The sequence below is a fragment of the Plantactinospora sp. B6F1 genome, from assembly GCF_040120695.1.
Lineage (GTDB): Bacteria > Actinomycetota > Actinomycetes > Mycobacteriales > Micromonosporaceae > Plantactinospora.
The window spans coordinates 362039-384977 of the sequence record NZ_JBEEAC010000003.1 but is presented as its reverse complement, the minus strand read 5'-3'; the positions used below and the strand labels follow the sequence as shown (position 1 = coordinate 384977).

The 22939-nt window shown below is 71.7% G+C and carries 27 protein-coding genes; 10 read left to right on the top strand and 17 right to left on the bottom strand.

Annotated elements, in window-relative coordinates:
- Window position 1: 1 nt before the first annotated feature.
- Both ABNF97_RS07415 and ABNF97_RS07410 read right to left on the bottom strand, forming a co-directional pair.
- Window positions 2–664 (bottom strand): hypothetical protein, encoded by a 663-nt coding sequence (locus ABNF97_RS07415; RefSeq protein ID WP_349338046.1) that lies wholly within the window; start codon window positions 662–664, stop codon window positions 2–4.
- Window positions 665–792: 128 nt separating this feature from the next.
- Complete coding sequence (locus ABNF97_RS07410; protein WP_349338045.1) at window positions 793–1563, bottom strand: BAR domain-containing protein; 771 nt, start codon at window positions 1561–1563, stop codon at window positions 793–795.
- Between the two features lie 68 nt (window positions 1564–1631).
- Between ABNF97_RS07410 and ABNF97_RS07405 the strand changes: the two genes are divergently transcribed.
- Window positions 1632–2810 carry a DNA recombination protein RmuC gene (locus tag ABNF97_RS07405; protein ID WP_502930460.1) on the top strand — a complete coding sequence of 393 codons (1179 nt, stop codon included), beginning with the start codon at window positions 1632–1634 and terminating at the stop codon, window positions 2808–2810.
- An 86-nt stretch (window positions 2811–2896) separates the two neighbouring features.
- On the opposite strand, the gene ABNF97_RS07400 is transcribed toward ABNF97_RS07405, so the two are convergent.
- Together ABNF97_RS07400 and ABNF97_RS07395 are read right to left on the bottom strand one after the other, a co-directional pair.
- Window positions 2897–3097, bottom strand: a complete 201-nt coding sequence (locus ABNF97_RS07400) for a DUF397 domain-containing protein (RefSeq protein WP_502930459.1) — start codon at window positions 3095–3097, stop codon at window positions 2897–2899.
- A complete protein-coding gene (locus ABNF97_RS07395; protein WP_349338042.1) occupies window positions 3097–3861 on the bottom strand; it encodes a helix-turn-helix domain-containing protein in 765 nt (254 codons plus the stop codon). The genes ABNF97_RS07400 and ABNF97_RS07395 overlap by 1 nt, the downstream gene beginning before the upstream one ends.
- Window positions 3862–4108: 247 nt before the next feature.
- Here ABNF97_RS07395 and ABNF97_RS07390 point away from each other — a divergent pair, with 247 nt between their 5' ends.
- Window positions 4109–4471 (top strand): hypothetical protein, encoded by a 363-nt coding sequence (locus tag ABNF97_RS07390; RefSeq protein WP_130464932.1) that lies wholly within the window; start codon window positions 4109–4111, stop codon window positions 4469–4471.
- Between the two features lie 110 nt (window positions 4472–4581).
- Window positions 4582–4722 (top strand): hypothetical protein, encoded by a 141-nt coding sequence (locus ABNF97_RS07385; RefSeq protein WP_349338041.1) that lies wholly within the window; start codon window positions 4582–4584, stop codon window positions 4720–4722.
- A gap of 58 nt (window positions 4723–4780) precedes the next feature.
- Here the strand turns inward: ABNF97_RS07385 and ABNF97_RS07380 are convergent, their stop codons facing one another.
- Both ABNF97_RS07380 and ABNF97_RS07375 read right to left on the bottom strand, forming a co-directional pair.
- On the bottom strand, window positions 4781–5209 hold the full coding sequence (locus tag ABNF97_RS07380) for a superantigen-like protein SSL4 (protein WP_349338040.1): 429 nt from the start codon (window positions 5207–5209) through the stop codon (window positions 4781–4783).
- 98 nt (window positions 5210–5307) lie between these two features.
- Window positions 5308–6342, bottom strand: a complete 1035-nt coding sequence (locus ABNF97_RS07375) for a 4-hydroxy-3-methylbut-2-enyl diphosphate reductase (protein ID WP_349338039.1) — start codon at window positions 6340–6342, stop codon at window positions 5308–5310.
- A 112-nt stretch (window positions 6343–6454) separates the two neighbouring features.
- On the opposite strand from ABNF97_RS07375, the gene xseA reads away from it, so the two are divergent.
- The gene (gene xseA, locus ABNF97_RS07370; RefSeq protein WP_130464935.1) at window positions 6455–7675 is read left to right on the top strand and encodes an exodeoxyribonuclease VII large subunit; all 1221 of its coding nucleotides are present in this window, start codon (window positions 6455–6457) and stop codon (window positions 7673–7675) included.
- A 64-nt stretch (window positions 7676–7739) separates the two neighbouring features.
- The gene (locus ABNF97_RS07365) at window positions 7740–7976 is read left to right on the top strand and encodes an exodeoxyribonuclease VII small subunit (protein ID WP_349338038.1); all 237 of its coding nucleotides are present in this window, start codon (window positions 7740–7742) and stop codon (window positions 7974–7976) included.
- Window positions 7977–8108: 132 nt separating this feature from the next.
- Here ABNF97_RS07365 and ABNF97_RS07360 read toward each other — a convergent pair whose 3' ends face one another.
- Together ABNF97_RS07360 and ABNF97_RS07355 are read right to left on the bottom strand one after the other, a co-directional pair.
- Window positions 8109–9005: a hypothetical protein gene (locus ABNF97_RS07360; RefSeq protein ID WP_349338037.1), complete on the bottom strand. Its 897-nt coding sequence runs from the start codon at window positions 9003–9005 to the stop codon at window positions 8109–8111.
- An 80-nt stretch (window positions 9006–9085) separates the two neighbouring features.
- Window positions 9086–9799, bottom strand: a complete 714-nt coding sequence (locus tag ABNF97_RS07355) for a DUF4245 domain-containing protein (RefSeq protein ID WP_349338036.1) — start codon at window positions 9797–9799, stop codon at window positions 9086–9088.
- Between the two features lie 354 nt (window positions 9800–10153).
- On the opposite strand from ABNF97_RS07355, the gene glpX reads away from it, so the two are divergent.
- Complete coding sequence (gene glpX / locus ABNF97_RS07350; RefSeq protein ID WP_130464938.1) at window positions 10154–11185, top strand: class II fructose-bisphosphatase; 1032 nt, start codon at window positions 10154–10156, stop codon at window positions 11183–11185.
- A gap of 35 nt (window positions 11186–11220) precedes the next feature.
- On the opposite strand, the gene ABNF97_RS07345 is transcribed toward glpX, so the two are convergent.
- On the bottom strand, window positions 11221–12147 hold the full coding sequence (locus tag ABNF97_RS07345) for an NAD-dependent epimerase/dehydratase family protein (RefSeq protein WP_349338035.1): 927 nt from the start codon (window positions 12145–12147) through the stop codon (window positions 11221–11223).
- Between the two features lie 211 nt (window positions 12148–12358).
- Between ABNF97_RS07345 and ABNF97_RS07340 the strand changes: the two genes are divergently transcribed.
- Window positions 12359–13117 carry a WHG domain-containing protein gene (locus ABNF97_RS07340; RefSeq protein ID WP_130464940.1) on the top strand — a complete coding sequence of 253 codons (759 nt, stop codon included), beginning with the start codon at window positions 12359–12361 and terminating at the stop codon, window positions 13115–13117.
- On the opposite strand, the gene ABNF97_RS07335 is transcribed toward ABNF97_RS07340, so the two are convergent.
- The 6 genes from ABNF97_RS07335 to ABNF97_RS07310 all read right to left on the bottom strand — a co-directional run bounded on the left by ABNF97_RS07335 (window position 13096) and on the right by ABNF97_RS07310 (window position 18638).
- Complete coding sequence (locus ABNF97_RS07335) at window positions 13096–14064, bottom strand: FAD-dependent oxidoreductase (protein ID WP_130464941.1); 969 nt, start codon at window positions 14062–14064, stop codon at window positions 13096–13098. The genes ABNF97_RS07340 and ABNF97_RS07335 overlap by 22 nt on opposite strands.
- Window positions 14065–14175: 111 nt before the next feature.
- Window positions 14176–14820 (bottom strand): rhomboid family intramembrane serine protease, encoded by a 645-nt coding sequence (locus ABNF97_RS07330; RefSeq protein ID WP_130466310.1) that lies wholly within the window; start codon window positions 14818–14820, stop codon window positions 14176–14178.
- Between the two features lie 209 nt (window positions 14821–15029).
- Entirely contained in the window at window positions 15030–15719 is a 690-nt protein-coding gene (locus ABNF97_RS07325; RefSeq protein ID WP_130464942.1) for an aggregation-promoting factor C-terminal-like domain-containing protein, read from the bottom strand.
- A gap of 197 nt (window positions 15720–15916) precedes the next feature.
- The gene (gene phoH2 / locus ABNF97_RS07320) at window positions 15917–17335 is read right to left on the bottom strand and encodes an RNA 5'-3' helicase PhoH2 (protein WP_130464943.1); all 1419 of its coding nucleotides are present in this window, start codon (window positions 17333–17335) and stop codon (window positions 15917–15919) included.
- Window positions 17336–17761: 426 nt separating this feature from the next.
- Entirely contained in the window at window positions 17762–18094 is a 333-nt protein-coding gene (locus ABNF97_RS07315; RefSeq protein WP_130464944.1) for a hypothetical protein, read from the bottom strand.
- A 184-nt stretch (window positions 18095–18278) separates the two neighbouring features.
- Window positions 18279–18638 (bottom strand): hypothetical protein, encoded by a 360-nt coding sequence (locus ABNF97_RS07310; protein WP_130464945.1) that lies wholly within the window; start codon window positions 18636–18638, stop codon window positions 18279–18281.
- Between the two features lie 264 nt (window positions 18639–18902).
- Between ABNF97_RS07310 and ABNF97_RS07305 the strand changes: the two genes are divergently transcribed.
- From ABNF97_RS07305 to otsB, 3 genes are all read left to right on the top strand, one after another.
- On the top strand, window positions 18903–19343 hold the full coding sequence (locus tag ABNF97_RS07305; protein ID WP_130464946.1) for a helix-turn-helix domain-containing protein: 441 nt from the start codon (window positions 18903–18905) through the stop codon (window positions 19341–19343).
- Between the two features lie 157 nt (window positions 19344–19500).
- Entirely contained in the window at window positions 19501–19872 is a 372-nt protein-coding gene (locus ABNF97_RS07300; RefSeq protein WP_130464947.1) for a hypothetical protein, read from the top strand.
- Window positions 19873–20091: 219 nt separating this feature from the next.
- Window positions 20092–20916, top strand: a complete 825-nt coding sequence (otsB, locus tag ABNF97_RS07295; protein WP_130464948.1) for a trehalose-phosphatase — start codon at window positions 20092–20094, stop codon at window positions 20914–20916.
- Between the two features lie 54 nt (window positions 20917–20970).
- On the opposite strand, the gene ABNF97_RS07290 is transcribed toward otsB, so the two are convergent.
- Together ABNF97_RS07290 and ABNF97_RS07285 are read right to left on the bottom strand one after the other, a co-directional pair.
- Window positions 20971–21741 carry an isoprenyl transferase gene (locus ABNF97_RS07290; RefSeq protein WP_130464949.1) on the bottom strand — a complete coding sequence of 257 codons (771 nt, stop codon included), beginning with the start codon at window positions 21739–21741 and terminating at the stop codon, window positions 20971–20973.
- Window positions 21742–21758: 17 nt separating this feature from the next.
- A complete protein-coding gene (locus ABNF97_RS07285) occupies window positions 21759–22931 on the bottom strand; it encodes a geranylgeranyl reductase family protein (RefSeq protein ID WP_130464950.1) in 1173 nt (390 codons plus the stop codon).
- Window positions 22932–22939: the final 8 nt, after the last annotated feature.

The following is a 22939-nucleotide window of genomic DNA, read 5'->3' as shown; positions in this document are numbered from 1 at the left end:
CTCAGAACTGGAACGGCCAGTCGCGCAGGAAGCGCAGCCCCAGCAGGAAGGCGATCACCGCCGGGCCGACGGCCAGGGTGACGGCCTGGGCCCGGTACCTGATCCGGTGCCGGAGCAGTTCCAGCCCGTTGGCAAGGATGATCACACTGCCGACCATCATGAAGGCGCCCCACCAGCCGGCCGAGCCGAAGTCCACTACGTCGTTGACCAGCAGCAGGAAGGTCACCCCGAGCGCGGCGGCGTTCAGCCCCAGCAGCGCGACGGTGCGATGGAAGGCCCGGGGCAGCGGGTCCGGCGACCGCCACAGGTAGGTACCGACGATGGCCAGCGCCGGCAGGGTGATCATGACCGGCCAGCCGCGTCCCATCACCCCGAGCATCAACATCGTGCCGACCGCGAAGACCAGTCCACCGACGCAGGCGAGCAGGTATCCGACGAACGCGCGCCCGCCGCCACGGGTCAGCAGCGGCCCGCCGGAGGCGGCGATCAGGGCCCCGGGTACCAGCACGAAGCCGGCCCACCAGTGGAACCGGTCGATCGACTGCGCGGTCACGGTCACGGCCACGACCCCGAGTCCCGCCACGGCCAGGCTGGTCAGCCAGCGTCCGGCAATCACCAGCCGGCGCCTCCCCACGGTCTCCACGGTTTCCACGTCGACGCTCACAGTCGACGACTCTGCCAACCGACGCTGGCGAGGACCATCCCGTCAGCCCTACCATTCGCCGGGCAGCTAGCCCGACGGCCGGAACGACCGCCGGGACAACCGGAGCGTACCGCTAGAAATCTCCCCCGTTAGAAATCTCCGCCACCGAAGTCTCCCCCACCGAAACCGCCGCCGAAATCGCCGCCACCGAAGTCCCCGCCGCCACCGAAGTCTCCGCCGCCGCCCGGGTCGCCGTAGTCCGCGCCGTCCGCGAACCCCTCCGCAGAGCCGGCGTCGTGGCCGTACCCGGGGTCGGCGAAGGCCGGCGAGAAGAGCGCGTCGGCGATCAGCATGCCGCCGAGCACCCCGGCGCCGGCCGCCAGGCCGGTCTTCCACCACGGGGTCGAGTACCAGCCGGCCGGCACCGGCCGGCCCCGCATCCGCCCGCCCGGGTAGTAGTACGGTGTCGCCGCCCCCGGATGCGGCCCGGCCCGGAACGTCTCGCCCTGGACCTGCACCTCCCTGGGCACGGTGATCGCGCCGACACCCCGGGCGGCGGCCAGCGGCGGCAGCTCCGGCCCCGGATCGATGCCGAGCGCCACCCGGGCCGCCCGGACGTACGCCAGCCCCTCCAGGGCGGTCTCCCGGACCAGCTCGTACTGTCGGGCGCTGCGCGCCTGTTCGAGCTGGCTGCCGGCGGCGTTGTACCGCTCCCCGGCGTCGGCCAGCGCCTGTCGGACCGCCGGTTCGGTGCCGTGCAGGTTCATCAACTGCCCGCCGAGCCGCTCGTACCAGCGACCGGCCTCGGCCCGCGCGTCGGCGAGTTCCCGGGCCTGCCGGGCGGCGCTCTCCCGGCGCCACCAGAGGAGCCCGCCGACGAGCAGCAGTACCAACAGGAGGAACCAGATCCCCTCACCCATCACCCCACGGTACCCACCACCGGCGAGTACCCGCGCCACGCGGCCCGGCGCCTGGCATGCTCTGTGAGGTGGACCTCTCGACCGTGGCCGTGGTGATCGTCTGCCTCGTCGCGGGCGGGGTGATCGGCTGGCTCGCCGCGACCGCGCGGTCGACCGCCGAGATCGCCCGGCTGGACGCGACGCTGCGGGCGACCCGGGAGGGCGAGGGCCGGCTGGAGCAGTCGATGCGGGCGCTCTCCTACGAGGCGACCGCCCAGTCGCAGGAGGCGGTGGCCCGGGCGGTGGCGCCGCTGCACGAGACGCTGCGCCGCTACGAGCAGCGGGTCGCCGAGCTGGAGCACGACCGGGTCGACGCGTACGCCGAGCTGCGCGAGCAGGTTCGCGCGATGACCTCGGTCTCCGGGGAGCTGCGTACCGAGACCAAGCAGCTCGTGGCGGCACTGCGCGCCCCGCAGGTGCGCGGCCGCTGGGGCGAGCACCAGCTCCGCCGGGTGGTGGAGGCCGCCGGGATGCTGGAGCACTGCGACTTCTCCGAGCAGGTGACGGCGGCGACCGAGCACCAGACGGTACGCCCCGACCTGGTGGTCCGGCTGCACGGCGGCCGCTCGGTGGTGGTAGACGCCAAGGCGCCGTTCGACGCGTACCTGACCGCGATGGAGGCCCGGGACGAGCAGGGCCGGGACCGGCACCTGGACGCGCACGCCCGGCACCTGCGGGCGCACGTCGACGCGCTCGCCGCCAAGTCCTACTGGACGGCGTTCGACCAGTCCCCGGAGTTCGTGGTGCTCTTCGTGCCGGCCGACCCGTTCCTCGACGTGGCGCTGCAACGCGACCCGACGCTGCTGGAGCACGCCTTCGCCCGCAACGTGGTACTGGCCACCCCGGCGACCCTGGTGGCGCTGCTGCGTACGGTCGCGTACTCGTGGCGGCAGGAGGCGCTGGCCCGCAACGCGGTGGCGGTGCACGCGCTGGCCCGCGAGCTGTATGGCCGGCTCGGCACCCTCGGCGAACACGTCGGCAAGCTCGGCGGGGCGCTGGGCGGGGCGGTGACCGCGTACAACCGGGCGGTGGGTTCGCTGGAGGCGCGGGTGCTGGTCAGCGCGCGCAAGCTCGCCGAGCTGGGCGTGGCCGGCGACGCCCTGCCGGCGCCGCCGCAGGTGGAGACGGCGCCGCGCCAGCCGCAGGCGCCCGAGTTGGTCGATCCGCCGACGGCACCGCTCGGGATTCCCCGCTCGACCCCGCGCTGACCGTCCGGTTCGGACCCGGCGGCCGGTCGGGCGCCGGGCCCGGTCCGCGCGCCGATCAGCCGGCCGCCGAAAACGGTCCGCGCCGATCAGCCGGCTGTCGAGGCAGGTCCGCGCGCCGTCGTGTCGACGAAGGCGCGCCAGGCTGCCGGCCCGAAGGTGAGAGTCGGCCCCTGCCGGTCCTTGCTGTCCCGGACCAACACCCGACCGGAAAGATTGTCGGCCACCTCGACACAGTTGCCGCCCTGCCCGTTGCTGCGGGAAGACGTCCGCCAGCGCGGCACAGCCATCAGCTCCATGATTCCGCCGCTTCCATAATCAGTTCGAGGGACGGTTGTCCGGGTAGAGCGTACTCGCGGATGGCCTCCCAGACCTCGCCGAGCGCGGCCACCCGGTCCGGGTCCTCGACCACCCGACCGCCCAGCGGATCGTCCAGGAACGCGACGTCGCGACCGTCGACAGTGGCGAGTGCGAGCGGTCCGTTGAGACCGGGGTAGGCGCCGACCAATGCCGGCACCACGGTGACGCTGACGTTCGGCAGGGCGCAGGCCTGCACGATCGCGTGCAGTTGGTCGGCCATCACCTTCGGGGTGCCCACCGGCCGGCGCAGCACCGCCTCGTCGATCACCGCGAAGAGCCGGCACGGGTTGTCGACCCGGTGCAGGATCTCGGCCCGGGCGATCCGGCTCGCCACCGTGCCGTCCAGGTCCGGCACGCGGGTTCCGGCGTACCGGAGAATGGCCCGCGCGTAATCCTCGGTCTGAAGCAGCCCGGGGACCACCGTCGGTTCGAAGCTTCGGACCATCGTGGCCTGTTGCTCGTACTCCAGCCACGGCCGGATCCACACCGTCCCGCCGGAGAAGGCCCGCGCCTCGGCCGCCGACTCCTGGAACAGATCCCCGGAGTCGAACACCGCATCGAGACCCCGCGCCGTGTCGGGCTTCGGGATCAGTCGATTGGTTTCGAACTTCGCGATCAATGAGGTCGACACGTTGAGCCGCTCGGCAAGTTGATCCTGCGTCATTGTTGATCTGGATCGCGCGAACTTGAGCATTCTTCCCAGTCCGGCGTTGTGAATCGACATTCCCCGCCCTTCCCGGCACTCCATTGGGTACGTCACCATTGCTGCCGACTCATTATCTTCCGCCTATTGCCGACCAAAGTCCAAGGTGGAATTCAGGCAACACCGTCCGGTTCCCCGTGCAACAGCCCTCCGATGCCGGGCGGTGGCGCCTACGGGGGCGGTACCAGGTCGGAGCCAGGCGCCGCCCCCGGCCACCTTCCACCGACGGGAGACACTGATGAGACTCGGTCGCGGGCCAAAGCCGTACCACCGCCGGGACTGGCGCCGGCTCTGGCGGTACTGCCGATGCGGGTGGCGGTGGCGCTGCCCGGACTCCGTCGAACTCGTGCCGATGCCCTACCAGCCACCGCCACCGCCGCCACTGTCCAGAGCGGAATATCGGGCGGCGGTCCGGGCGAAGGCCTTCGTCTCGCCGATCGTGGACGCACCCCCGCCGGCCCGGGACCGGATGCGCAACCGCCGGCCCGCCTGGGACACCCGGGTCGGGACGCACCCTCGACTGCTTAACGGTCGGGCGGGGAGCCTGACCCGGGCCGGGGAGTACCGCGCCCGGCACGGCGAGCGGGTAGGCCGGGGGTAGGCGTGATCGGGTCGCAGGAACGTTGGCGCCGGCACGTCCCGGCACACCCGTCGTACCGCTGTCGGGCCTGTGGGGCGCCCTGGCCGTGCCAGCAGGCGCGACTGGCGCTCGTGACCGCCTTCCGGGGCGACCGGGTCGGCCTGATGGTGTACCTCGGCGCCCAGCTCGCCCGCGCCCTGCGCGAGCGGCCCGACGTCCATCCCGCGCTGCTCGCGGGCCAGATCCTCTACTGGGTCCCGCGCCGCCGCTGACGGTCCTGTCCCAGAATCCGCTCACCCATCCCGAGGATCCGGTGATCCGGTGTCGCGGTCAGTCCCGGGTGGCGCTGTGCACCTGGAACGGGGTGCCCTGCTGGCAGGTGGTCATCAGATTGGCGCGTACCTCGCCGACGACCGTCACCCGGGCTCCGGGGGTGAGCACATCCCGAGGGCCACCGACCAGCAGATAGTCGTCCAGCAGCACACAGTTCAGCTCGACACCGGCCCGGACCGTCCCACGCAGCGTGGTCGTACCGCTCGGCGCCGCCCCGCCGCGCGGCGGGGCGGTCGGATCGGCCGTCGGGCCGCCGGGGGGTGTCGGAACAGAGCCGGAGGGACCGGACGAGGCCGGATCAGGCGAGGGGGACACGGTCACCGGACTTCCTCCTGAACCGTTCGGCGGCGTCGAGCCGGTGTCCGCGCAACCGCCGAGGGCCAGCCCGGTGGCGAGCACGACACCGACAATATGAATTGTCCTCATGACAGATCCGACGCGTACGCCACGCCACCCGTTCCGCGTCGCAGGCTGCCGCCTGTTCCGCGTCGCGGGCTGATGAACGCCGGCACCCCGTACCCCGATCAGGCCTTGGCGGTGCTCGCCGCGAGTGCGTCGGCCTGCTGCGCCGCCGCCCTGGCCGCCGCGGCCGCCTTCATGTCGCGCCTGAGTTCCTGCGGAAGCGAGAAGGTCAGCCGCTCGTCGGCGGTGGTCACCTCGGTCACGTCGGCGAAACCGCGCGCGGCGAGATGGTCGAGCACCTCCATGACCAGGTCGTCGGGGACGCTCGCCCCCGAGGTCAGGCCGACCGTGGTGGCCCCGGCAAGCCAGTCGTCGGAGATCTCCGAGGCGTAGTCGACCAGGTAACCGGCCCGGGCACCCGCGTCCAGCGCCACCTCGACCAGCCGCACCGAGTTCGACGAGTTGCGGGAACCGACCACGATCACCACGTCACATTCGGCGGCGATCTCCTTGACCACGTGCTGACGGTTCTGGGTGGCGTAGCAGATGTCGTCGCTCGGCGGCGACTGGAGCAGCGGCAGCCGGCGCTTGAGCCGGGCGACGGTCTCCATCGTCTCGTCCACCGACAGCGTCGTCTGGGAGAGCCAGACCACCTTCGCCGGGTCCCGTACGGTCACCTTGTCGGCACCGTCCGGACCGTCCACGAGCTGGATATGCGCGGGCGCCTCACCCGAGGTGCCGATCACCTCTTCGTGCCCCTCGTGCCCGATGAGCAGAATGTCGTAATCGTCCGCCGCGAACCGCCGGGCCTCGTGGTGCACCTTCGTGACCAGCGGGCAGGTGGCGTCGATCGCCTTCAGCGAGCGGGCCTTCGCCTGCTCGTGGACCTCCGGCGCCACACCGTGCGCCGAGAAGATCACGGTCGATCCCTCCGGCACCTCCTCGTTCTCCTCCACGAAGATGGCGCCCTGTCGTTCGAGGGTGGAGACGACGTGCTTGTTGTGCACGATCTGCTTGCGCACGTAGATCGGCGCCCCGTACAACTTGAGGGCCTCCTCCACGGTCTGCACGGCACGGTCGACGCCGGCGCAGTAGCCGCGAGGCTTGGCCAGCAGGACACGCTTACTGGTCTGGGGTGTCGTCTGAGCCTCGGTCACCCGGCCAGTCTACGTTCCGCCCGTGATTCCGCCCGCTGGCCGCTGTCCCGGGTGCCCGCGGTCACCGGACCGGCGGTGCCGGGTCGGGCGGTGCCGGCCGTAGGCTGACCGGATGACCGAGGCCGGCATCCCGCGCAGTACGCCCGACGAGCCGTGGCCGGTCCGGGTGGTCAGCCAGAAGCTGAGCGCCTGGATCGGCAAGCTGGGCTGGGTCTGGGTGGACGGCCAGGTGGCGCAGCTCAGCCGCCGCCCCGGCGCGGCAACCGTCTTCCTCACCCTCCGCGACCCGTCGGCCGACCTCAGCCTCACCGTCACCACGAACCGGGACGTACTGGACGTCGGAGCGCCGGAGCTGGCCGAGGGTGCCCGGGTACTCCTGCACGCCAAGCCAGAGTTCTACGCCGCCCGGGGCACGCTGAGCCTGCGGGCCGACGAGATCCGGCAGGTCGGTCTCGGCGAACTGCTGGCCCGGCTGGAGAAGCTGAAGAAGCTGCTCGCCGCCGAGGGACTCTTCGACCGTGCCCGCAAGCGCCGGCCGCCCTTCCTGCCCGGCCGGGTCGGCCTGATCACCGGCCGGGCCTCGGCGGCCGAGCGGGACGTGCTGACGAACGCCCGGCGTCGCTGGCCAGCGGTCCAGTTCCGGACGGTCAACGTGGCGGTGCAGGGCCCGACCGCCGTACCGCAGATCGTCGACGCGCTCAGGGTGCTCGACGCCGATCCGAACATCGAGGTGATCGTGCTGGCCCGGGGCGGTGGCAGCGTCGAGGACCTGCTCCCCTTCTCCGACGAGGCACTGTGCCGGGCGGTCTTCGGCTGCCGTACCCCGGTGGTCAGCGCGATCGGCCACGAGACCGACGCGCCGCTGGTCGACTACGTGGCCGACCTGCGCGCCTCGACCCCGACCGACGCCGCCAAACGGATCGTGCCGGACCTCGGCGAGGAGACCCGGCTGATCCGGATGGCCCGGGACCGGCTCGACCGGGCCATGATCGGACTGGTCGACCGGGAGACGCACCGCCTCGACGCCTGGCGGTCCCGTCCCTCGCTCGCCCGGCCGGAGATCCTGCTGGACCAGCGGGCCGCCGAGGTGAACGGGCTGCGGGACCGCGCCGTCCGCTGCGTCGAGCATCGGCTCGACACCGCGACCGGGGAACTCCGGCACACCGTGGCGCGGCTCCGGGCGCTCTCCCCGGCCGCCACCCTGCACCGGGGGTACGCCATCGTGCAGCGTGCCGACGGACACGTCGTACGGGGACCCGGTGAGGTCGCCGCCGGTGACCCGCTGCGGGTACGCCTCGCCGAGGGCGAACTCGGCGCGGTCGTCGAGCCGTAGTCGTCTGTCGTACGGGTGTGTGCGCGGACCCGCCCGGTGCCGGTGTGCTGAGATGGGAGCCACCATGACTGACACGCAAGATCGCGCGAGCGGCCCCGGCGAGGGACTCAGTTACGAGCAGGCCCGGGCAGAGCTGGCCACGGTGGTCGAACGGCTGGAGGCCGGCGGCACCTCGCTGGAGGAGTCGCTGGCGCTGTGGGAGCGGGGCGAGCGGCTGGCCGAGATCTGCCAGGGTTGGCTCGACGGTGCCCGGCAGCGGATCGACGCCGTCCGGCAGGCCCGGGAAACCACCCAGGGCTGACTCTCGCGCCACCCTGCCGCGCCCCGACAGCCACCCGACGGAACCCGACCGCGCCGACGGCATTCGGGGTGCGCCGACGGCATCCGGGGTGCGTCGGGTGGAGCGGCTGGGCCACCCCACCCGGCACCCGTACTACTTGTTGAACAGCTCGTACGTCTCCGGCGACGCCTCCACGACCTCGGCCGCGGGCGGCGCCTTGGCCGGACTCGCCGCGCCGTAGTCGGAGTAGCCGACGGTCAGTTCCTGCGCCTTGCCGCCGGCGACCGCCGGAAGCTGGATGGTCAGCGAGGTGAGCCGGCCCTCCGCGTCGAGTTTGGCATCGAACGGCAGCTTGGTCGCCTCGTCGCCGAGCAGCTTGACCGCGTCCTCGTCGACCATGCCGGCGTCGGTGGCCCTGGTCAGGTCGATCGTGCCGGTGTACGTGCCCTCGCCGGTCTTCTGCACGTCGACGATGGCCCTGGTCAGCGCCTCGCTGCCGGCCGGGTCGACGTCGGTGAAGTCGAAGCCCAGCCCCCGGGTGCCTTTGATCTTGGACTGGTCCAGGTGCTGGTACTTGCCGGAGTTCAGCTTCTCCAGCCCTGGTACGTCCTCGGCGCCGGTGACGGTCAGCTTCACCCAGCTCTCCGGCTCGATGTAGATGATCTCCATGTCCATCGAGAACTCGTCGCCGCCGGCCTTCATGTTCATCTGGGCGCTCTTGCTCGGCGCGTGCACGAAGCCCTGACCGTCGAGATCCGCGCCGGTCATGCTGAACGTGAAGTTACCCTTGGTGATCTCCTTGGTCGAGGCGAGCAACGCCTCCTTGGCGTCCGTCGGAATCGCCGGGGAATCGGCGCCCGGGGCGCCCGGGGTGTCCGGCTCGGTGCCGGTGCCCGAGCAGGCGGTCAGAGCTGGCGTGAACAGGGCCGCCGCAGCGAGCGTGGCGACGCCCCACCGTCGGAATGTCGTGGCGACGCTCCACCGTCGGAATGTCGTGGCGACGCTCCACCGTCGGAATGTCGTGGCGACGCTCCACCGTCGGAATGTCACTGTCGATCCTCCCCGGGATCTGCCCGCCGGGCACGCACCCAACGGGATACACAAACACGAAGAGTACCGACGGTGGACGACTACCGCAGGGAAGAGACCACCTGCCGCAGCTGGTCCTCGGATGCCCGACCGACCAGCAGTACCGTCCGGTCGGGTTCCAGCAGGACGAGGGCCGACTCGCCGGGGCGGGCGGTGTAGCGCTGCCAGAGCCGTCCACCCACCTCGACCGTGCCCTGCGGCTGTCCGTCGCGGGTCAGCTCGGCCGGCAACAGCCCCTCGGCCGGCAGGCTGCTCTGCACCAGTTGCACTCCGCCGCCGTCCGGGCTGAGGTACCCGAGCCGGAGGGTCGCACCGGCAGCCTCGCGGCGGAACTGGGCGGTGACGGTACGCCAGCCGTCGGTCAGATCGGTCGGCTCGCTGACCGGGAAGGCGTTGGCCGCCCGGGCCTCCTGGAGTACCGGGGTCGGATCGATCACCACCGGTTGCTCCGCGCCCAGGAAGACCCGGGCGAAGCCGATTACCAGGGCGATCGGTACCAGCAGGACGAGCAGCGAGATGACGATGTCCTTGGTCGACCGCTGCGACCTGATCGCCGCCGGCACGACCCGCTCGTCGTCCGGCCCCGCGTCCTCGAGTCCGCCGTGTTCGGGTCCGCCGTCCTCGGGCCCGCCACCGGGCCGGGTGACGGCTGCCGCGTCGGGTTCGGCCGGGCCAAGCTGGTCGGCCGAGCCAAGCTGGTCGGCGGGGCTGAGCTGGTCGGCCGGGTTGCGGCCGGCAGGCTGTGCGGAGTTCACCCCACCATCTTGACAGCTTCGCCGGCAGCCGTTCCTGCGGGCAGTCGCCGGCAGCCGGTCTTCAGGCAGCCCAGCGGGTGCCGCCATCAGGCCGACCGGGATGCCCCACCTCTGGCCGACGGGGATGCCGCCGCCCATCCGGTCGACCGGGTCGCCGGATCCGGCATACCGCGCCAGCCGTACCCGGCAGAATGGGTGGTCCGGATCCGCCACGGCCGAACGGTTGCCGTGATCCGGGCAACCGGGCCCCGAACGGGCGTTAGGTTGACCAGCGTGTCAGGATTCCTGACAAGGCCGGCGGCGGCGCGCCGCGCTGTGCCGGGCCACCCCGCAGTGCCGCGAGGAGGAGCCGACATGACCAACACCCGTATCCGGGTGCCGCAGAACCTGGACCGCAACCTTGCCCTCGACCTCGTCCGGGTGACCGAGGCGGCGGCGATGGCCGCCGGCCGGTGGGTCGGCCGGGGCGACAAGGAGGGTGGCGACGGCGCGGCCGTCGACGCCATGCGGAAGTTGATCAACTCGATCCCGATGCGCGGCGTCGTGGTGATCGGCGAGGGTGAGAAGGACAACGCCCCGATGCTGTTCAACGGTGAGCAGGTCGGCGACGGTACCGGGCCGGAGGTCGACGTCGCGGTCGACCCGATCGACGGCACCACGCTGATGAGCAAGGGCATGCCCAACGCCCTGGCCGTGCTCGCGGTGGCCGAACGCGGCGCGATGTTCGACCCGAGCGCTGTCTTCTACATGGAGAAGCTGGCGGTCGGACCGGTCTACGCGGACGCCGTCGACATCAACGCCGGGGTCGCGGAGAATCTGCGCCGGATCGCCAAGGTCAAGGGGACCGAGGTCTCCGACGTCACCGTCTGCGTACTCGACCGTCCCCGGCACAAGGAGTTGGTGCAGCAGATCCGCCGGGCCGGCGCCGGCATCCAGTTCATCTCCGACGGCGACATCGCCGGGGCCATCGCGGCCGCCCGGGGCGAGTCCGGCGTCGACGTACTGATGGGGATCGGCGGCACCCCGGAGGGCATCACCGCCGCCTGCGCGCTGAAGTGCATGGGCGGGGTGATGCAGGCGAAGCTCTGGCCCCGCGACGACGAGGAGCGGGAGAAGGCGCTCGCCGCCGGGCACGACCTGGACCGGGTGCTCAGCACCGACGACCTGGTGACCGGGGACAACGCCTTCTTCGTGGCCACCGGGATCACCTCCGGAGACCTGCTGCGCGGAGTCCGCTACCGGGCCGGTGGCGCGTACACCCAGTCGATCGTGATGCGTTCCAAGAGCGGCACGATCCGGGTGATCGATTCGTACCACCGGCTGGAGAAGCTGGCGCTGTACTCGGCGATCGACTTCGACGGCCGGCCCCTGGCCGAGCAGGAGTAGCCCGGGTTCGCCGAGACCCCCGGACGTCCGCCGGATCAGCGGGCCGCCGCCGGGACGGGTCCGGCGGTCTCCCGAAGCGCGGTGTCCAGTCCGGTCGGCTCGATGCCGAACGCCTCGGTCGCCGCCGTGGAGTCCAGCACGAAGGGCCGGCGGAACTGGTACGCCGTCTCCCGCAGTTCGCGCGCCGTCGGATCGAAGAGCCCGCCGAGCCGGAGCAGCGCGGCCGGCATCGAGGAGAGCCGTGGCGCCGGGGCACCGGCCAGCTCCGCGAGCCGGACCGCCAGCGCCCGGATCGACACCGGCGGCTGACTGGGCACGTGCCAGGGCCGGCCCCAGGCCCGCTCGTCGGCGGCAGCGGCGACCAGGGTACGGGCCACATCGCCGACGTACGTCCAACTGTGCGGGGCGTCCAGATCGGCCGGCAGGTACGCCCGCTTCCCCGCCAGCACCTTCGGCACCGCGAGGAGGGTGAACAGGGTCTGGGCGCCCGCACCGAGGTAGTCGGAGCCGCGTACCTCGGTCACCCGGACCCGCCCCGCCTCGTGCGCGGCCAGCGCGTCCTGCCACATCCGGGCCCGGACCTGGCCCTTCACGCCCTTCGGACGCAGCGGCGCGGCCTCGGTGATCGGCCCGTGCACCGGGCCGTAGCCGTACAGGTTGCCGGTGGTCGCCAGCACCGCACCGGAGCGTTCCGCCACGGCCAGCAGCGCGGCGGCGATCGGTGGCCAGTCGGTGGCCCAGCGGTGGTAGGCCGGGTTGGCGCAGTTGTAGATCGCCGCCGCGCCCTGCGCCACGTCGACCAGCCGAGGGTCGGCCGCGTCGGCGGCGACCCGCTCGATTCCGGGATGCTCCGGTCCGCTGCCCCGACGGCTGACCAGCCGCACCTGCTCGCCCCGGTCGGCGAGGAGCCGCGCCACCCCCTGGCCGACCGGACCGGCCCCGATGATCACCTGGAGTGCCATCCACCCCACCCTTCCGTTCAGCTCCCCCGAGTCGAGAGCACTGCTCTCTGTTTGCTCTTTCAGCCTGATCCATCCGAGCGCGAACGTCAAGAGCGGTGCTCTGATTCATGACTGCTGCTCATGTCGAAGGCCGATGCTCCGCCGGGCACCGGCCGCTCCCCGACGGAACGGCCGCTCTCGGGGGCACCTCCGGATGTGGCAGGGTGGCGGCATGTCCGCACCGTCGATCCGGGCCCGGATCCGGGCCGAGATGATCGAGGAGATCAAGGCGGTCGCCCGGCGGCACCTCGCCACCGAGGGCGGCAACCTCTCGCTCCGGGCCGTCGCCCGGGACCTCGGCATGGTCTCCTCGGCCGTCTACCGGTACTTCCCGAGCCGGGATGCGCTGCTCACCGAGCTGATCATCGAGGCGTACCAGGCGCTCGGCGACGCGGCCGAGGCGGGCGACGCGGCAGCCGCCCGGGACGACCTGCGCGGACGCTGGCTGGGGGTGAGCCACGCCGTACGGGCCTGGTCGCTGGCCCACCCCGCCGAGTACGCACTGCTGTACGGCAGTCCGGTGCCCGGATACGCCGCCCCGTCCGAGACCGTCGTCCCGGCCCAGCGGGTGGCCTTCGCACTGGTCCAGGTCATGATCGACGCGGCCGTCGCCGGCCGGCTCGCCCCACCCGACGGCACCCCCGTGCCGCCCCCGGTCCGCGTCGACCTGGCCCGGCTGCTGGAGCAGCGTCCCGGCGCGCTCACCGAGGAGCAGCTCGCCCGCGGCATGGCCGCCTGGAGCCAGCTCTTCGGTCTGGTCAGTTTCGAGGTGTTCGGTCGGCTCGCCCAGGGCGTGGTCGAGGATAGCGAGGCGTACTTCGACCACCAGATGCGACTGATGGCCGACCTCGCCGGCCTACCGGCGGAGCCGGGGCCCTCTTCCGACCCGGGCCCAGCCGCCCGGCCGGGTCAACCCGCGTCCGAGGAGTGACCGGGGAAGAGGTGCGCCGCCGGGTTGATCGCCACGGCCGCGTTGTTCACCGCCGTCGCGGCCTCGCCGAATCCGGTGGCGATCAGCCGGACCTTGCCCGGGTATTCGGTGATGTCACCGGCCGAGAAAACCCGGGGCAGGTTGGTCAGCATGGTGCTGTCGACCAGGATGTGTCGCCGGTCGAGCGCCAGTCCCCACTCGGTCAGCGGGCCGAGGTCGGCGGTGAAGCCCAACGCGGCGACCACGGTGTCGACCGGAACGGTCTCGGTCCCGCCACCCTTGACCGCGATGTCCGCCCCGGTCACGGCGGCCTCGCCGTGCAGCGCCGTCACCTCGGCGTTGACCACGATGCGTACCGGCAGCTGGCGTACCCGGTCGACGGTGGCGGCGTGGGCCCGGAACCTCTCCCGGCGGTGCACCAGGGTGACGGACCGGGCCAGCGGCTGCAGCGCCAGCGCCCAGTCGAACGCCGAGTCGCCGCCACCGACGATCAGCACGTCCTGCCCGGCGAGGTCGGCCAGGTGCGGGACGAAGAAGACGATGCCGCTGCCGACGAAGTTCTCGGCGGCGGGCAGCGGGCGGGGCGTGAAACTGCCCAGCCCGGCGGTGACGATGATCGCGCCGCAGCGCAGGACGTCCCCGTTGGCCAGGCTGAGCACCGGTGTGCCGTCCAGGTACGACAGCTTCTCCGCGCGTACCCCGAGCAGGTATTCGGGGTTGAACGACGCGGCCTGGGTGACCAGGTTGGCGACCAGGTCGCGGCCCTTGATGGCCGGAAAACCGGCGACGTCGTAGATGACCTTCTCCGGGTACATGGCGGTGACCTGTCCGCCCGGTTCGGGTAGCACGTCGATGACCGCCACCGACAGTCCCCGGAAACCGGCGTAGTAGGCGGCGAAGAGTCCGGTGGGGCCGGCCCCGATTATCGCGACATCGACCTCACGCATGTGCTCACCGTCGCTCTCCGACCACGGACTGATCAACAGCTGTGCTTATCCGACCGTAGGCGGACGACACGTACCGAAGCAATAGCCGTCCCACCGGCGAGTGCGCGGGGGTCAGGGCAGGGTCAACGTGGACTCCGACCGGTACGGATCGTCGTCGCGGGGCCGGCGTCGCCGGAAGACCACCGCGGCCACCAACCCGCCGAGCAGCCCGAACAGGTGGCCCTGCCAGGAGATCAATTCGTCGGTCGGCAGCACCCCGAGCAGCTGCCAGCCGTAGAGCAGCCCGACCAGCAGCACGACGCCGAAGTTCCACCAGCTCCGCTCCACGATCCCGCGCATGAGGAGCAGGCCGAGGTAGCCGAAGACCACACCGCTGGCCCCGACCACGATCGACTGGGGCGATCCGGTGATCCACACGCCGAGCCCGCTGACGAACATGATCAGGAGGGTCGAGTAGAGGAACCGTCGCGCCCCGGTGGCCAGGACGAAGGTGCCGAGCAGGATCAGCGGCACGCTGTTGCTGTAGAGGTGGTCGAAGCCATGGTGCAGGAACGGCCCGAAGAAGATGCCGTCGAGCCCGGCGATGCTCCGGGGCATGATCCCGGCGGTGGTGTCGAATCCGGCCCCCAGCCAGACGTCGAGCGCCTCGATCACGAAGAGCACCGGCACCACGGCGCACATCGCGACGAAGGCCCGGCCGAGCGCCGCGTAGAAGGCCTCGGTGCCGAACCGGTTCGGATCGTTGCCGCGGGACATCGGGTCGAACGTCACCCTCACGTTGCTATCAGCTTCCGGCGCCGACCGCCAGCGGAGCCGGACGATGGAGCCGAAACAGGGCCCGAGTGCCGGTCGGGTGTCGCCGGGATCTCACCCGCTCCGACCACCGCACGGACAGAGCGGGGGACGCACCGCACGGACAGAGCGGGGGCCCGGACGGTCTCCGGCCCCCGCTCTGGCGGTCGTGCTCAGTAGGTGTTGTTGGCCTGGAAGTATCGCCAGGCGCCGCACGGCGTGTCGTAGCGGCCCTTGATGTAGCCCAGCCCCCACTTGATCTGGGTCGCCGGGCTGGTCTTCCAGTCGCTGCCGGCCGAGGCCATCTTCTTGCCCGGATACGCCTGGGGAATGCCGTACGCCCCGGACGACCGGTTCTCGGCCTTGTGGTTCCAGCCGCTCTCCTTGGTCCAGAGCTTGTCCAGGCAGGGCATCTCGGCGATCTCGAAGCCCGCGTCGAGCAGCAGGGCGCAGCCGATCTTGCGGTTACCGCTGTACTCGTTGCACGAGGCGGGGATCGGCCCGGTGTACGGCTTCGTGGCCTGCTCCGCCTCCTCCTTCTCCTGCTTCTCGCGTTGGCGCTTGCGGCTCGCGGCCTGCTCCGCCTTCTTGGCCCGCTCCGCCGCGGCCTTGGCGACCTCGGCCGCCTTGCGCGCGGCTTCCGCCTCGGCGGCCCGCTGCGCGGCAGTGGCCCGCAGGTGCGCCGCATGCCGATCGCGGAGCAGGTCCCACTCGGCCTGCTGCGCGTCGAGCGCCGACTCGGCCTCGATGGTGTGTTGCTGCGCTTCCCGGTCCTCGCCCAGGTAGTAGCCACCGCCGACGCCCCCCAGGAGCAGTGCGACGGCGATTCCCCGGACACCGAACCGGCTCCACAGCCGACTCACAAAGTGGTCCTCTCGTCGGGGGCAAGGTCGCGACGCCCCCGGAGGCGGAAGGCCGCCGGTGGCGCTCGGAGGACACGATTGCGCAAGGTGAGGCGCTTGGGAAAGGAGAGGCGGAATTTGTGAACTGCGTCACGCCGCTTATCGCCACAAAACAGGACAAATAACAGCCGGTGGCCGCCCACCGGCACACTTGTCCGCTACAGCGGGATGTCCTCCAGCAGGTCCGTGACCACCTCGGCGATCGGGGAGCGCTCGGACCGGGTCAGCGTGACGTGCGCGAAGATCGGATGCCCCTTCAACGCCTCGATCACCGCCGTCACGCCGTCGTGCCGGCCGACCCGCAGGTTGTCCCGCTGGGCGACGTCGTGGGTAAGCACCACCCGGGAGTTCTGTCCCACCCGGGACAGGACGGTGAGCAGCACCCCGCGTTCCAGCGACTGGGCCTCGTCGACGATGACGAAGGCGTCGTGCAGGCTCCGGCCCCGGATGTGGGTCAGCGGCAGGACCTCCAACATCCCCCGGGACAGCACCTCCTCCATCACGTTCTCGTGCACCACCGCGCCGAGGGTGTCGAAGACCGCCTGGGCCCAGGGCGACATCTTCTCCGCCTCCGAGCCGGGCAGGTAGCCGAGTTCCTGACCGCCGACGGCGTACAGCGGGCGGAAGACGATGACCTTCCGGTGCCGGCGCCGCTCCATCACCGCCTCCAGACCGGCGCAGAGCGCCAGCGCGGACTTGCCGGTGCCGGCCCGGCCGCCCAACGAGACGATGCCGATCGACTCGTCCAGCAGCAGATCGAGGGCGACGCGCTGCTCGGCCGAGCGGCCGCGCAGCCCGAACGCCTCCCGGTCACCCCGGACCAGGCGTACGGTCTTGTCCGGCAGCACCCGACCCAGCGCGGAACCGCGCGGCGAGTGCAGCACCAGGCCGGTGTGCGTGGGCAGGCCGGCCGCCGTGTCCACGTCCAGCGCCGCGCCCCCGTAGAGCTGGTTGACCTGCTCCTCGCCCAACTCCAGCTCGGCCATCCCGGTCCAGGTCGGATCGCTGGCCTGGCCGTGCCGGTACTCGTCGGCGGTCAGCCCCACCGACGCCGCCTTGACCCGCAGCGGCATGTCCTTGCTGACCAGCGTGACGGCCCGGCCCTCGGCGGCCAGGTTGAGCGCGACCGAGAGGATCCGGGTGTCGTTGGACTCGGTACGGAACCCCGGCGGCAGTACGCCGTCGTCGGCGTGGTTCAGCTCCACCCGCAGCGTCCCGCCCGCGTCGTTGGCCGGCACCGGTTGGTCCAGCCGGCCGTGCCGCACCCGCAGCTCGTCGAGCATCCGCAGCGACTGGCGGGCGAACCAGCCCAGCTCCGGATGGTGGCGCTTCCCCTCCAGTTCCGAGATCACCACGAGCGGCACCACCACCTCGTGTTCGGCGAACCGGTGGAAGGCGCCGGGGTCGGAGAGCAGTACCGAGGTGTCCAGGACGTACGCCCGGCGGGCTGGTGCGGGCTCCGCACTGGCGGCCGGCTCGGACGTACGGGTGCGGCGTCCGCTCCTGGCTCGGCCCGGGGTAGTGCTGGCGCCCGGGTTCTGGTCGTCGGCCCGAGGGGTGGTACGGCGATTCGTCACAGGCCTGCTCCGGCGGGCGTGCACCCGTCCACCCGCGTTCCGCCTCGTCCGGTGCCCGGAGACACGGGGTCGGATGCGGGCCCCGTGGCGCGTGCAGTCGCAGAGTCCGGGCCGGCCGGCTGGCTCGGGAGGACCCCTTGCCATGCGTAGACGCTAACCGGGAGATGCCAGCTTGGGCTAGGGCGGGCAGCTGTGCGACTTCGCACCGCATCCAGCCCACTGCGCACAGCGCTCGGGGTCACCTCCAACGGTGCCCCGGCCACTGCCACCCGGTGCTCGGGCGGCGGACCGGCCGGGATGCATGCCCCCTGCGCGCATCCCGGCCGGTGGGATCACCGTCACCGGTCTGACGTGATCCCGACGGTGCGGGTCCTTCCGGACCGGCACCGTGCTCGCGGGTGACCGCTCACCCCACCGCTCCGCCGGTCAGGCGTTCCTGAAGGCGAGGGCGTCGGTGGAGTGCCGTCCGCCGTTGGTCGCGGTCCCCGCGAAAGAGGCGCCCGTATACGTCGTTCCCTGACCTACGACGGTGTGGGCGATGTGCGGTGTGGTGGGTGATGGCACCGCCAACACCGAGGCGATGGCCGCCTGCGCCTCCCTACGTCGACGGTTCCAGGCCCCCCGGTCCCCGTCGAAATATCCCTGCCGGTACCCGAACCGGTAACCGAGCCGGTAACTGAGCTGGCCGTGCAGCCGCCCGGCCGCATAGCTGGCCGAGGCGAGCAGGAGCAGGAGGAAGACCACGAAGAACGGGCTCACCGCGTCTCCTCGCATCGCTCGCCGACCCCGCGTCGCCCCCCGACGCCGCGTCGCCCCCCGACGCCGGAGGTTCGGGGTTTGAGCCGACCGGTTCGCTCGCAACTCTCGCTCACGCAATCTCCTCGCTCCGCTCGTCGCTGTCCCGCAGCTTGTTCCACATCGGGCCGGCCGGTCGCCGGCCCGGTCACTTCTCCTCCGGGTCGGAGGAGGTCGGGTCGAAAGAGGTGGGATCGGAGACGAGCAGCCGGTCGAGGTCTTCGGTGCTCACCTCCTCGACCAGCTCGACGCTGATCCGGCAGCCGTCCAGTACGACCTCGGCGACCGAGGCCCGCCGGATCTCGCCACCGGCGTCGTACACCCGGACGCTCAACTCCGGGCAGCCGAGATGGGTGCGCCAGGAGTTCCACTCCGCACGGTCGCCGACGTTGAGCGAGAGGTAGCGGCAGCCGCGCGCCAGGTAGAGCCGCCACGGCGCACTGAGACCGGCCGCGACGCCGTCGGCGATCAGACCGAATGCCTGGGCCCGGGTTGCTAGTTCGGTCACCGGACTCCTCCAGTCACGAGGGTGTCACCCTCGCGAGCACGAAACGTCTCATGCACGAGACAAACGGTAGGGCGTATCGTACGCGTGACAGTATCAGCTTTTCGTCTGATTACCCCCACACCTACGTACATCTATTGTGGCCACGTGATGCCCCTCAACACAAGCAAGAACACCGCGCGGCGGAAAAGTGAGCCGTTGTCACGCACGCAGTACAGACTGACCACAGTGCCCCCGGAGGGGGAAAGCTGGCCGTACCGTCACCAGGTGCCGGACCGCGCCCACGGACGGAAGATCGCGTTCGCTGCCTTCGTACGCAAGGCACTCGACGACGCCCGGACGACCCGAGCCTGGACCGGCACCGAGGTCTCCCGGCGGACCGGCGTCTCCCGCCAGACCATCAACCGCTGGGTACGCGGTGAGTGGGCCAGCGACCCCGAGGCGGCCCGGGTGGTCGCGTTCTGCGAGGGGCTGGGGCTGGATCCGAGTGTCGCGTTCGGAGTGCTCGGCTGGGACCGGACCACCCCGTCCCGCCCGGCACCGAGCGCCCCGCCGATGGATCCCGACGTCGAGGCGCTGCTGCGCCGGCTGGTCGACCCTAACGTCTCGGACGCGGAGAAGTTCCACATTCGGGAAACGATCCGTTATCTAGCATATCGCCCGACTCTGCCCAAAGATGTCCGAAAAGGTCGAAAGCAAGCCGGGTAGTTACTCAGATGGCGCAACTTCGCGCATGAGTCCCAACCAATCAGCTCCAGGAATCAATCAGTCGCGCTAACGTCCCTCGGTACTGCTTGGGCTCGTCGTCGGCGGGGGGACGGGACAAGGCCGAATTCAGCCCTGCGGGACAGAAGGAGGGTCAGCCATGACCCTGAAGTGGATGGCTGTCGTTGTCGCGGCGGTGTCCCTGACCCTGTGCGTGACCGCGAACGTCGTGGTCGGGACGGTGCACGGCGGCGACCCGGTGCCGTTCCTCGTGAACGTGCTCGCCGTCACCGCCACCGGTACCGCCATCGTCCTGGCCGTCATCGCCGATCTCCACGAACGACTCAACGCCCGGATCACCGCACTCACCGAATTCCTGATCACCCGACTCAACGAACTCGACCGCAACGCCGGGGACCACAACACCGGTTTCGTCGAGGGCTACCTGCTGAGTCGCAACCAGGACCCGGCGGTGGTGCCGATCGGGCCTCGACTGCACGGCCGCCGGGCGATGCTCGGCGGCGACGACTGACAGAGGGTGGACCCCGGCGACGGGGACGCCCGCGCCGATCAGGACGACAAGGGGAGGTCGCCGTCGGCAGCTCCGCCGGCCGGTAGGCGTGCCAGCCGGCGGCCGACACCCGTAGCGCCGGCGGGTCGCCACCGCAGGGTTTGAGGTTGCCGCCTCGACGAGTGAGACGTTTTCGCTTCGACGTCTGCGGTGGCAACCCGCCGGGGTACGCTGACGCCCGTGCGGCCGATCAACACGGGGGGCGAGCCCCCGACCCGTCCACTGACTGCCGAGCAGGCATGGCGGGCGACCGCCGAGCGGGCCGGGCGCTGTGTCCTGTTCTTCGACTTCGACGGCACGCTCGCCCCGGTCCGGGACGATCCGACAACCGTCGAGCCGGCCCCGAAGGCACTGGCCGCGATCACCGCGCTCACCGAGGTGGTGCAGCGGGTGGCGATCGTCTCGGCCCGACCTGTGGAGTTCCTCCGCGACCGGTTCGCCGGTGCCCCCGGCGTGGACCTCTACGGCCTATACGGGCTGGAGCACCTGCACGCCTCGGGCGAGACCATCACCGAGGGGGCGGCGCTGCCGTTCGTACCCACGATGGCCGAACTCGCCGACCACGCCCGGGCCGAGCTGCCCGAGGGCACGCTGGTGGAGTACAAGCGGCTCTCCGTCGCCCTGCACTACCGCACCGCCCCGCACCTGGCCGAGCAGGTCGAACAGTGGGGTCGGGACCAGGCCGACCGGCTCGGCCTGCGGGTCCAGGTCGGCCGGATGGTGCTGGAGCTCAAGCCCCCCGTCGACCGGGACAAGGGGATGGTGATCGACGAGGCGGTCCGGGACGCCGGCTGCGCCTGGTATTTCGGTGACGACGTCTCCGATATCAAGGCATTCGCCGCGCTGCGGGCCCGGGAGGCCGCGGATCCGGACTTCTTCGGCGTCTGCGTGGCGGTGGCCAACCCGGAGACCGGCGACGAGGTCTCGCACGCCGCCGACCTGAACATAGAGTCTCCGGAGGCCCTCGGTGACTTCCTCACCGAAGCCCTGCACCGGCTGACCTGACCGGGCACCGCACGCACCGCGACTCCCGGGGCCGCTCCACGACCCTCGGGCCGGCTATGCGCCGTACCGGCGTTGACGGTTGGCGTACGAACGCAGTGCGCGCAGGAAGTCGACGTGCCGGAAGTCCGGCCAGTTCAACTCGCAGAAGTAGAACTCGGAGTGCGCGGACTGCCAGAGCAGGAAGCCGGAGAGCCGCTGCTCGCCGCTGGTCCGGATGACCAGGTCGGGATCGGGCTGCCCCCGGGTGTAGAGGTGCTCCGCTATGTGGTCCACGTCGATCGCCTCGGCGAGTTCCTCGATGGTGCCGCCGGTCGCCGCGTACTCGTAGAGCAGGGAGCGGACCGCGTCGGCGATCTCCCGCCGGCCGCCGTAACCGACCGCGATGTTGACCTGCGCCCCGCCGACCCGGTTCTGGGTACGCTCCTGCGCCGACTTGAGCGTGATGGCGGTCTGCGCCGGCAGTAGGTCGAGCGCGCCGACCATCCGCAGCCGCCAGGGATTGCCCTCCTCGGCCAGCTCGACCACCAGATCCTCGATGATCTGCACCAGCGGATCCAGCTCGCTCGCCGGCCGCCGCAGGTTGTCGGTGGCCAGCAGGTAGAGCGTGACGTGCCCGATGCCGGCCTGGTCGCACCAGCCCAGCACATCTTTGATCTTGGCTGCGCCGACCCGGTGCCCGTCGTTGGGGTCGACGTAGCCCATCTCCCTGGCCCAGCGGCGGTTGCCGTCGCACATCACCCCGACGTGCTTCGGCACGGGTTTACCGGCGAGCTTCGCCCTCAGACGTCGCTCATACACCGAGTAGATCAGGTCGCGCAGACTCATCCCCTGCAGCGTACCGATCAGAGGCGACTACGGAAGTGCCGCCCGGCCGAGCCGGCGACCGTACCGGCAACCGTACCGACGACCGCGCCGGCGACCCTGGTCAATGTCCGGACGTCCAGCCGGCCGTCGCCCAGGCCCAGCTCGACCAGGGTCTGGAAGACCCGGGCGTCCCGGTCGGCGGCCCGGACCACCCCGTCCACCACCGGGGCCCGGCGGGCCAGCCAGGCCACCGCCGAGCTGTCCCGCAGGTGGGCACCGAGCCGGGCCCGCAGCGCGGCGGCGTACCGGTCGGCGGCGGCGTGCGGCACCGTGGCGGCGGCCGCCCCGGCCAGCGCCCCGGAGAGGACCGCGTAGAAGATCCCCTCGCCGGTGAACGGATTGACCAGCGACAACGCGTCCCCGGCCAACACGATCCGGCCCCGGCCCGGCGGCGGACGGCGGGTGGAGAGCGGCAGGTGGTGCGCCCGCACCCCGGTGACGGTGGCCGGGTCGATCTCGGGAAGCAGCGCCGCCAGCCGGTCCAGCAGTTCGGTCCGGCGCAGCGGACGGCCGGCCAGCACCTCCCCGTACCCGACGTTCGCCCGCCCGTCGCCGATCGGAAACGACCAGGCGTAGCCGGGCCAGTGCGCGGCCGAGGTGACGATCCGCTGCTCGACCGGGCCGGCGGGGACCGGGGCGTACCCCCGGATGGCCAGCGCCAGGTGGCCGTCCGGGTTGGCGCCGTTGCCCAGCGCCCGCCGGACCACCGAACCGGCGCCGTCGGCACCGACCACGGCACGGGCGGCCACCGTACCGTCGAGCAGCACCAGGTCACCGCAGCGCTCGACCCGCCGCACGGCGTGCCGGCGCAGCTCCGCGCCGGCCGACAGCGCCGCCGCCACCAGCCGGGCGTCGAAGACCCGGCGGGGCACCGTGTACGCCGGCCGGGGCAGTCGCCGCGCCACGTTCCCACCACCGGGCGCCACCAGCCGCAGCTCCGGCACCGGCCGGTAACCGGCCACCGGGTCGGGAACCCCCAGTTCGGCGAGTACGTCCAGCGCGTGCGCGGCGATCCCGTCCCCGCAGGGCTTGTCCCGGGGAAAGCCGGCCCGGTCCAGCAGCAGCACCCGGGCTCCCGCCCGGCGGGCCGCCAGCGCGGCACTGGCTCCGGCCGGACCGGCACCCACCACCGCGACGTCGACGGTCTCCACCGCCGTCA

Coding starts and splice junctions, on each gene's coding strand:
- ABNF97_RS07410 (WP_349338045.1), bottom strand. CDS start 1,563: ATGGGTGAGGGGATCTGGTTCCTCCTGTTGGTACTGCTGCTCGTCGGC.
- ABNF97_RS07400 (WP_502930459.1), bottom strand. CDS start 3,097: ATGGCTGTGCCGCGCTGGCGGACGTCTTCCCGCAGCAACGGGCAGGGC.
- ABNF97_RS07395 (WP_349338042.1), bottom strand. CDS start 3,861: ATGCTCAAGTTCGCGCGATCCAGATCAACAATGACGCAGGATCAACTT.
- ABNF97_RS07390 (WP_130464932.1), top strand. CDS start 4,109: ATGAGACTCGGTCGCGGGCCAAAGCCGTACCACCGCCGGGACTGGCGC.
- ABNF97_RS07380 (WP_349338040.1), bottom strand. CDS start 5,209: ATGAGGACAATTCATATTGTCGGTGTCGTGCTCGCCACCGGGCTGGCC.
- xseA (WP_130464935.1), top strand. CDS start 6,455: ATGACCGAGGCCGGCATCCCGCGCAGTACGCCCGACGAGCCGTGGCCG.
- ABNF97_RS07365 (WP_349338038.1), top strand. CDS start 7,740: ATGACTGACACGCAAGATCGCGCGAGCGGCCCCGGCGAGGGACTCAGT.
- glpX (WP_130464938.1), top strand. CDS start 10,154: ATGACCAACACCCGTATCCGGGTGCCGCAGAACCTGGACCGCAACCTT.
- ABNF97_RS07345 (WP_349338035.1), bottom strand. CDS start 12,147: ATGGCACTCCAGGTGATCATCGGGGCCGGTCCGGTCGGCCAGGGGGTG.
- ABNF97_RS07340 (WP_130464940.1), top strand. CDS start 12,359: ATGTCCGCACCGTCGATCCGGGCCCGGATCCGGGCCGAGATGATCGAG.
- ABNF97_RS07335 (WP_130464941.1), bottom strand. CDS start 14,064: ATGCGTGAGGTCGATGTCGCGATAATCGGGGCCGGCCCCACCGGACTC.
- ABNF97_RS07330 (WP_130466310.1), bottom strand. CDS start 14,820: ATGTCCCGCGGCAACGATCCGAACCGGTTCGGCACCGAGGCCTTCTAC.
- ABNF97_RS07300 (WP_130464947.1), top strand. CDS start 19,501: ATGACCCTGAAGTGGATGGCTGTCGTTGTCGCGGCGGTGTCCCTGACC.
- ABNF97_RS07290 (WP_130464949.1), bottom strand. CDS start 21,741: ATGAGTCTGCGCGACCTGATCTACTCGGTGTATGAGCGACGTCTGAGG.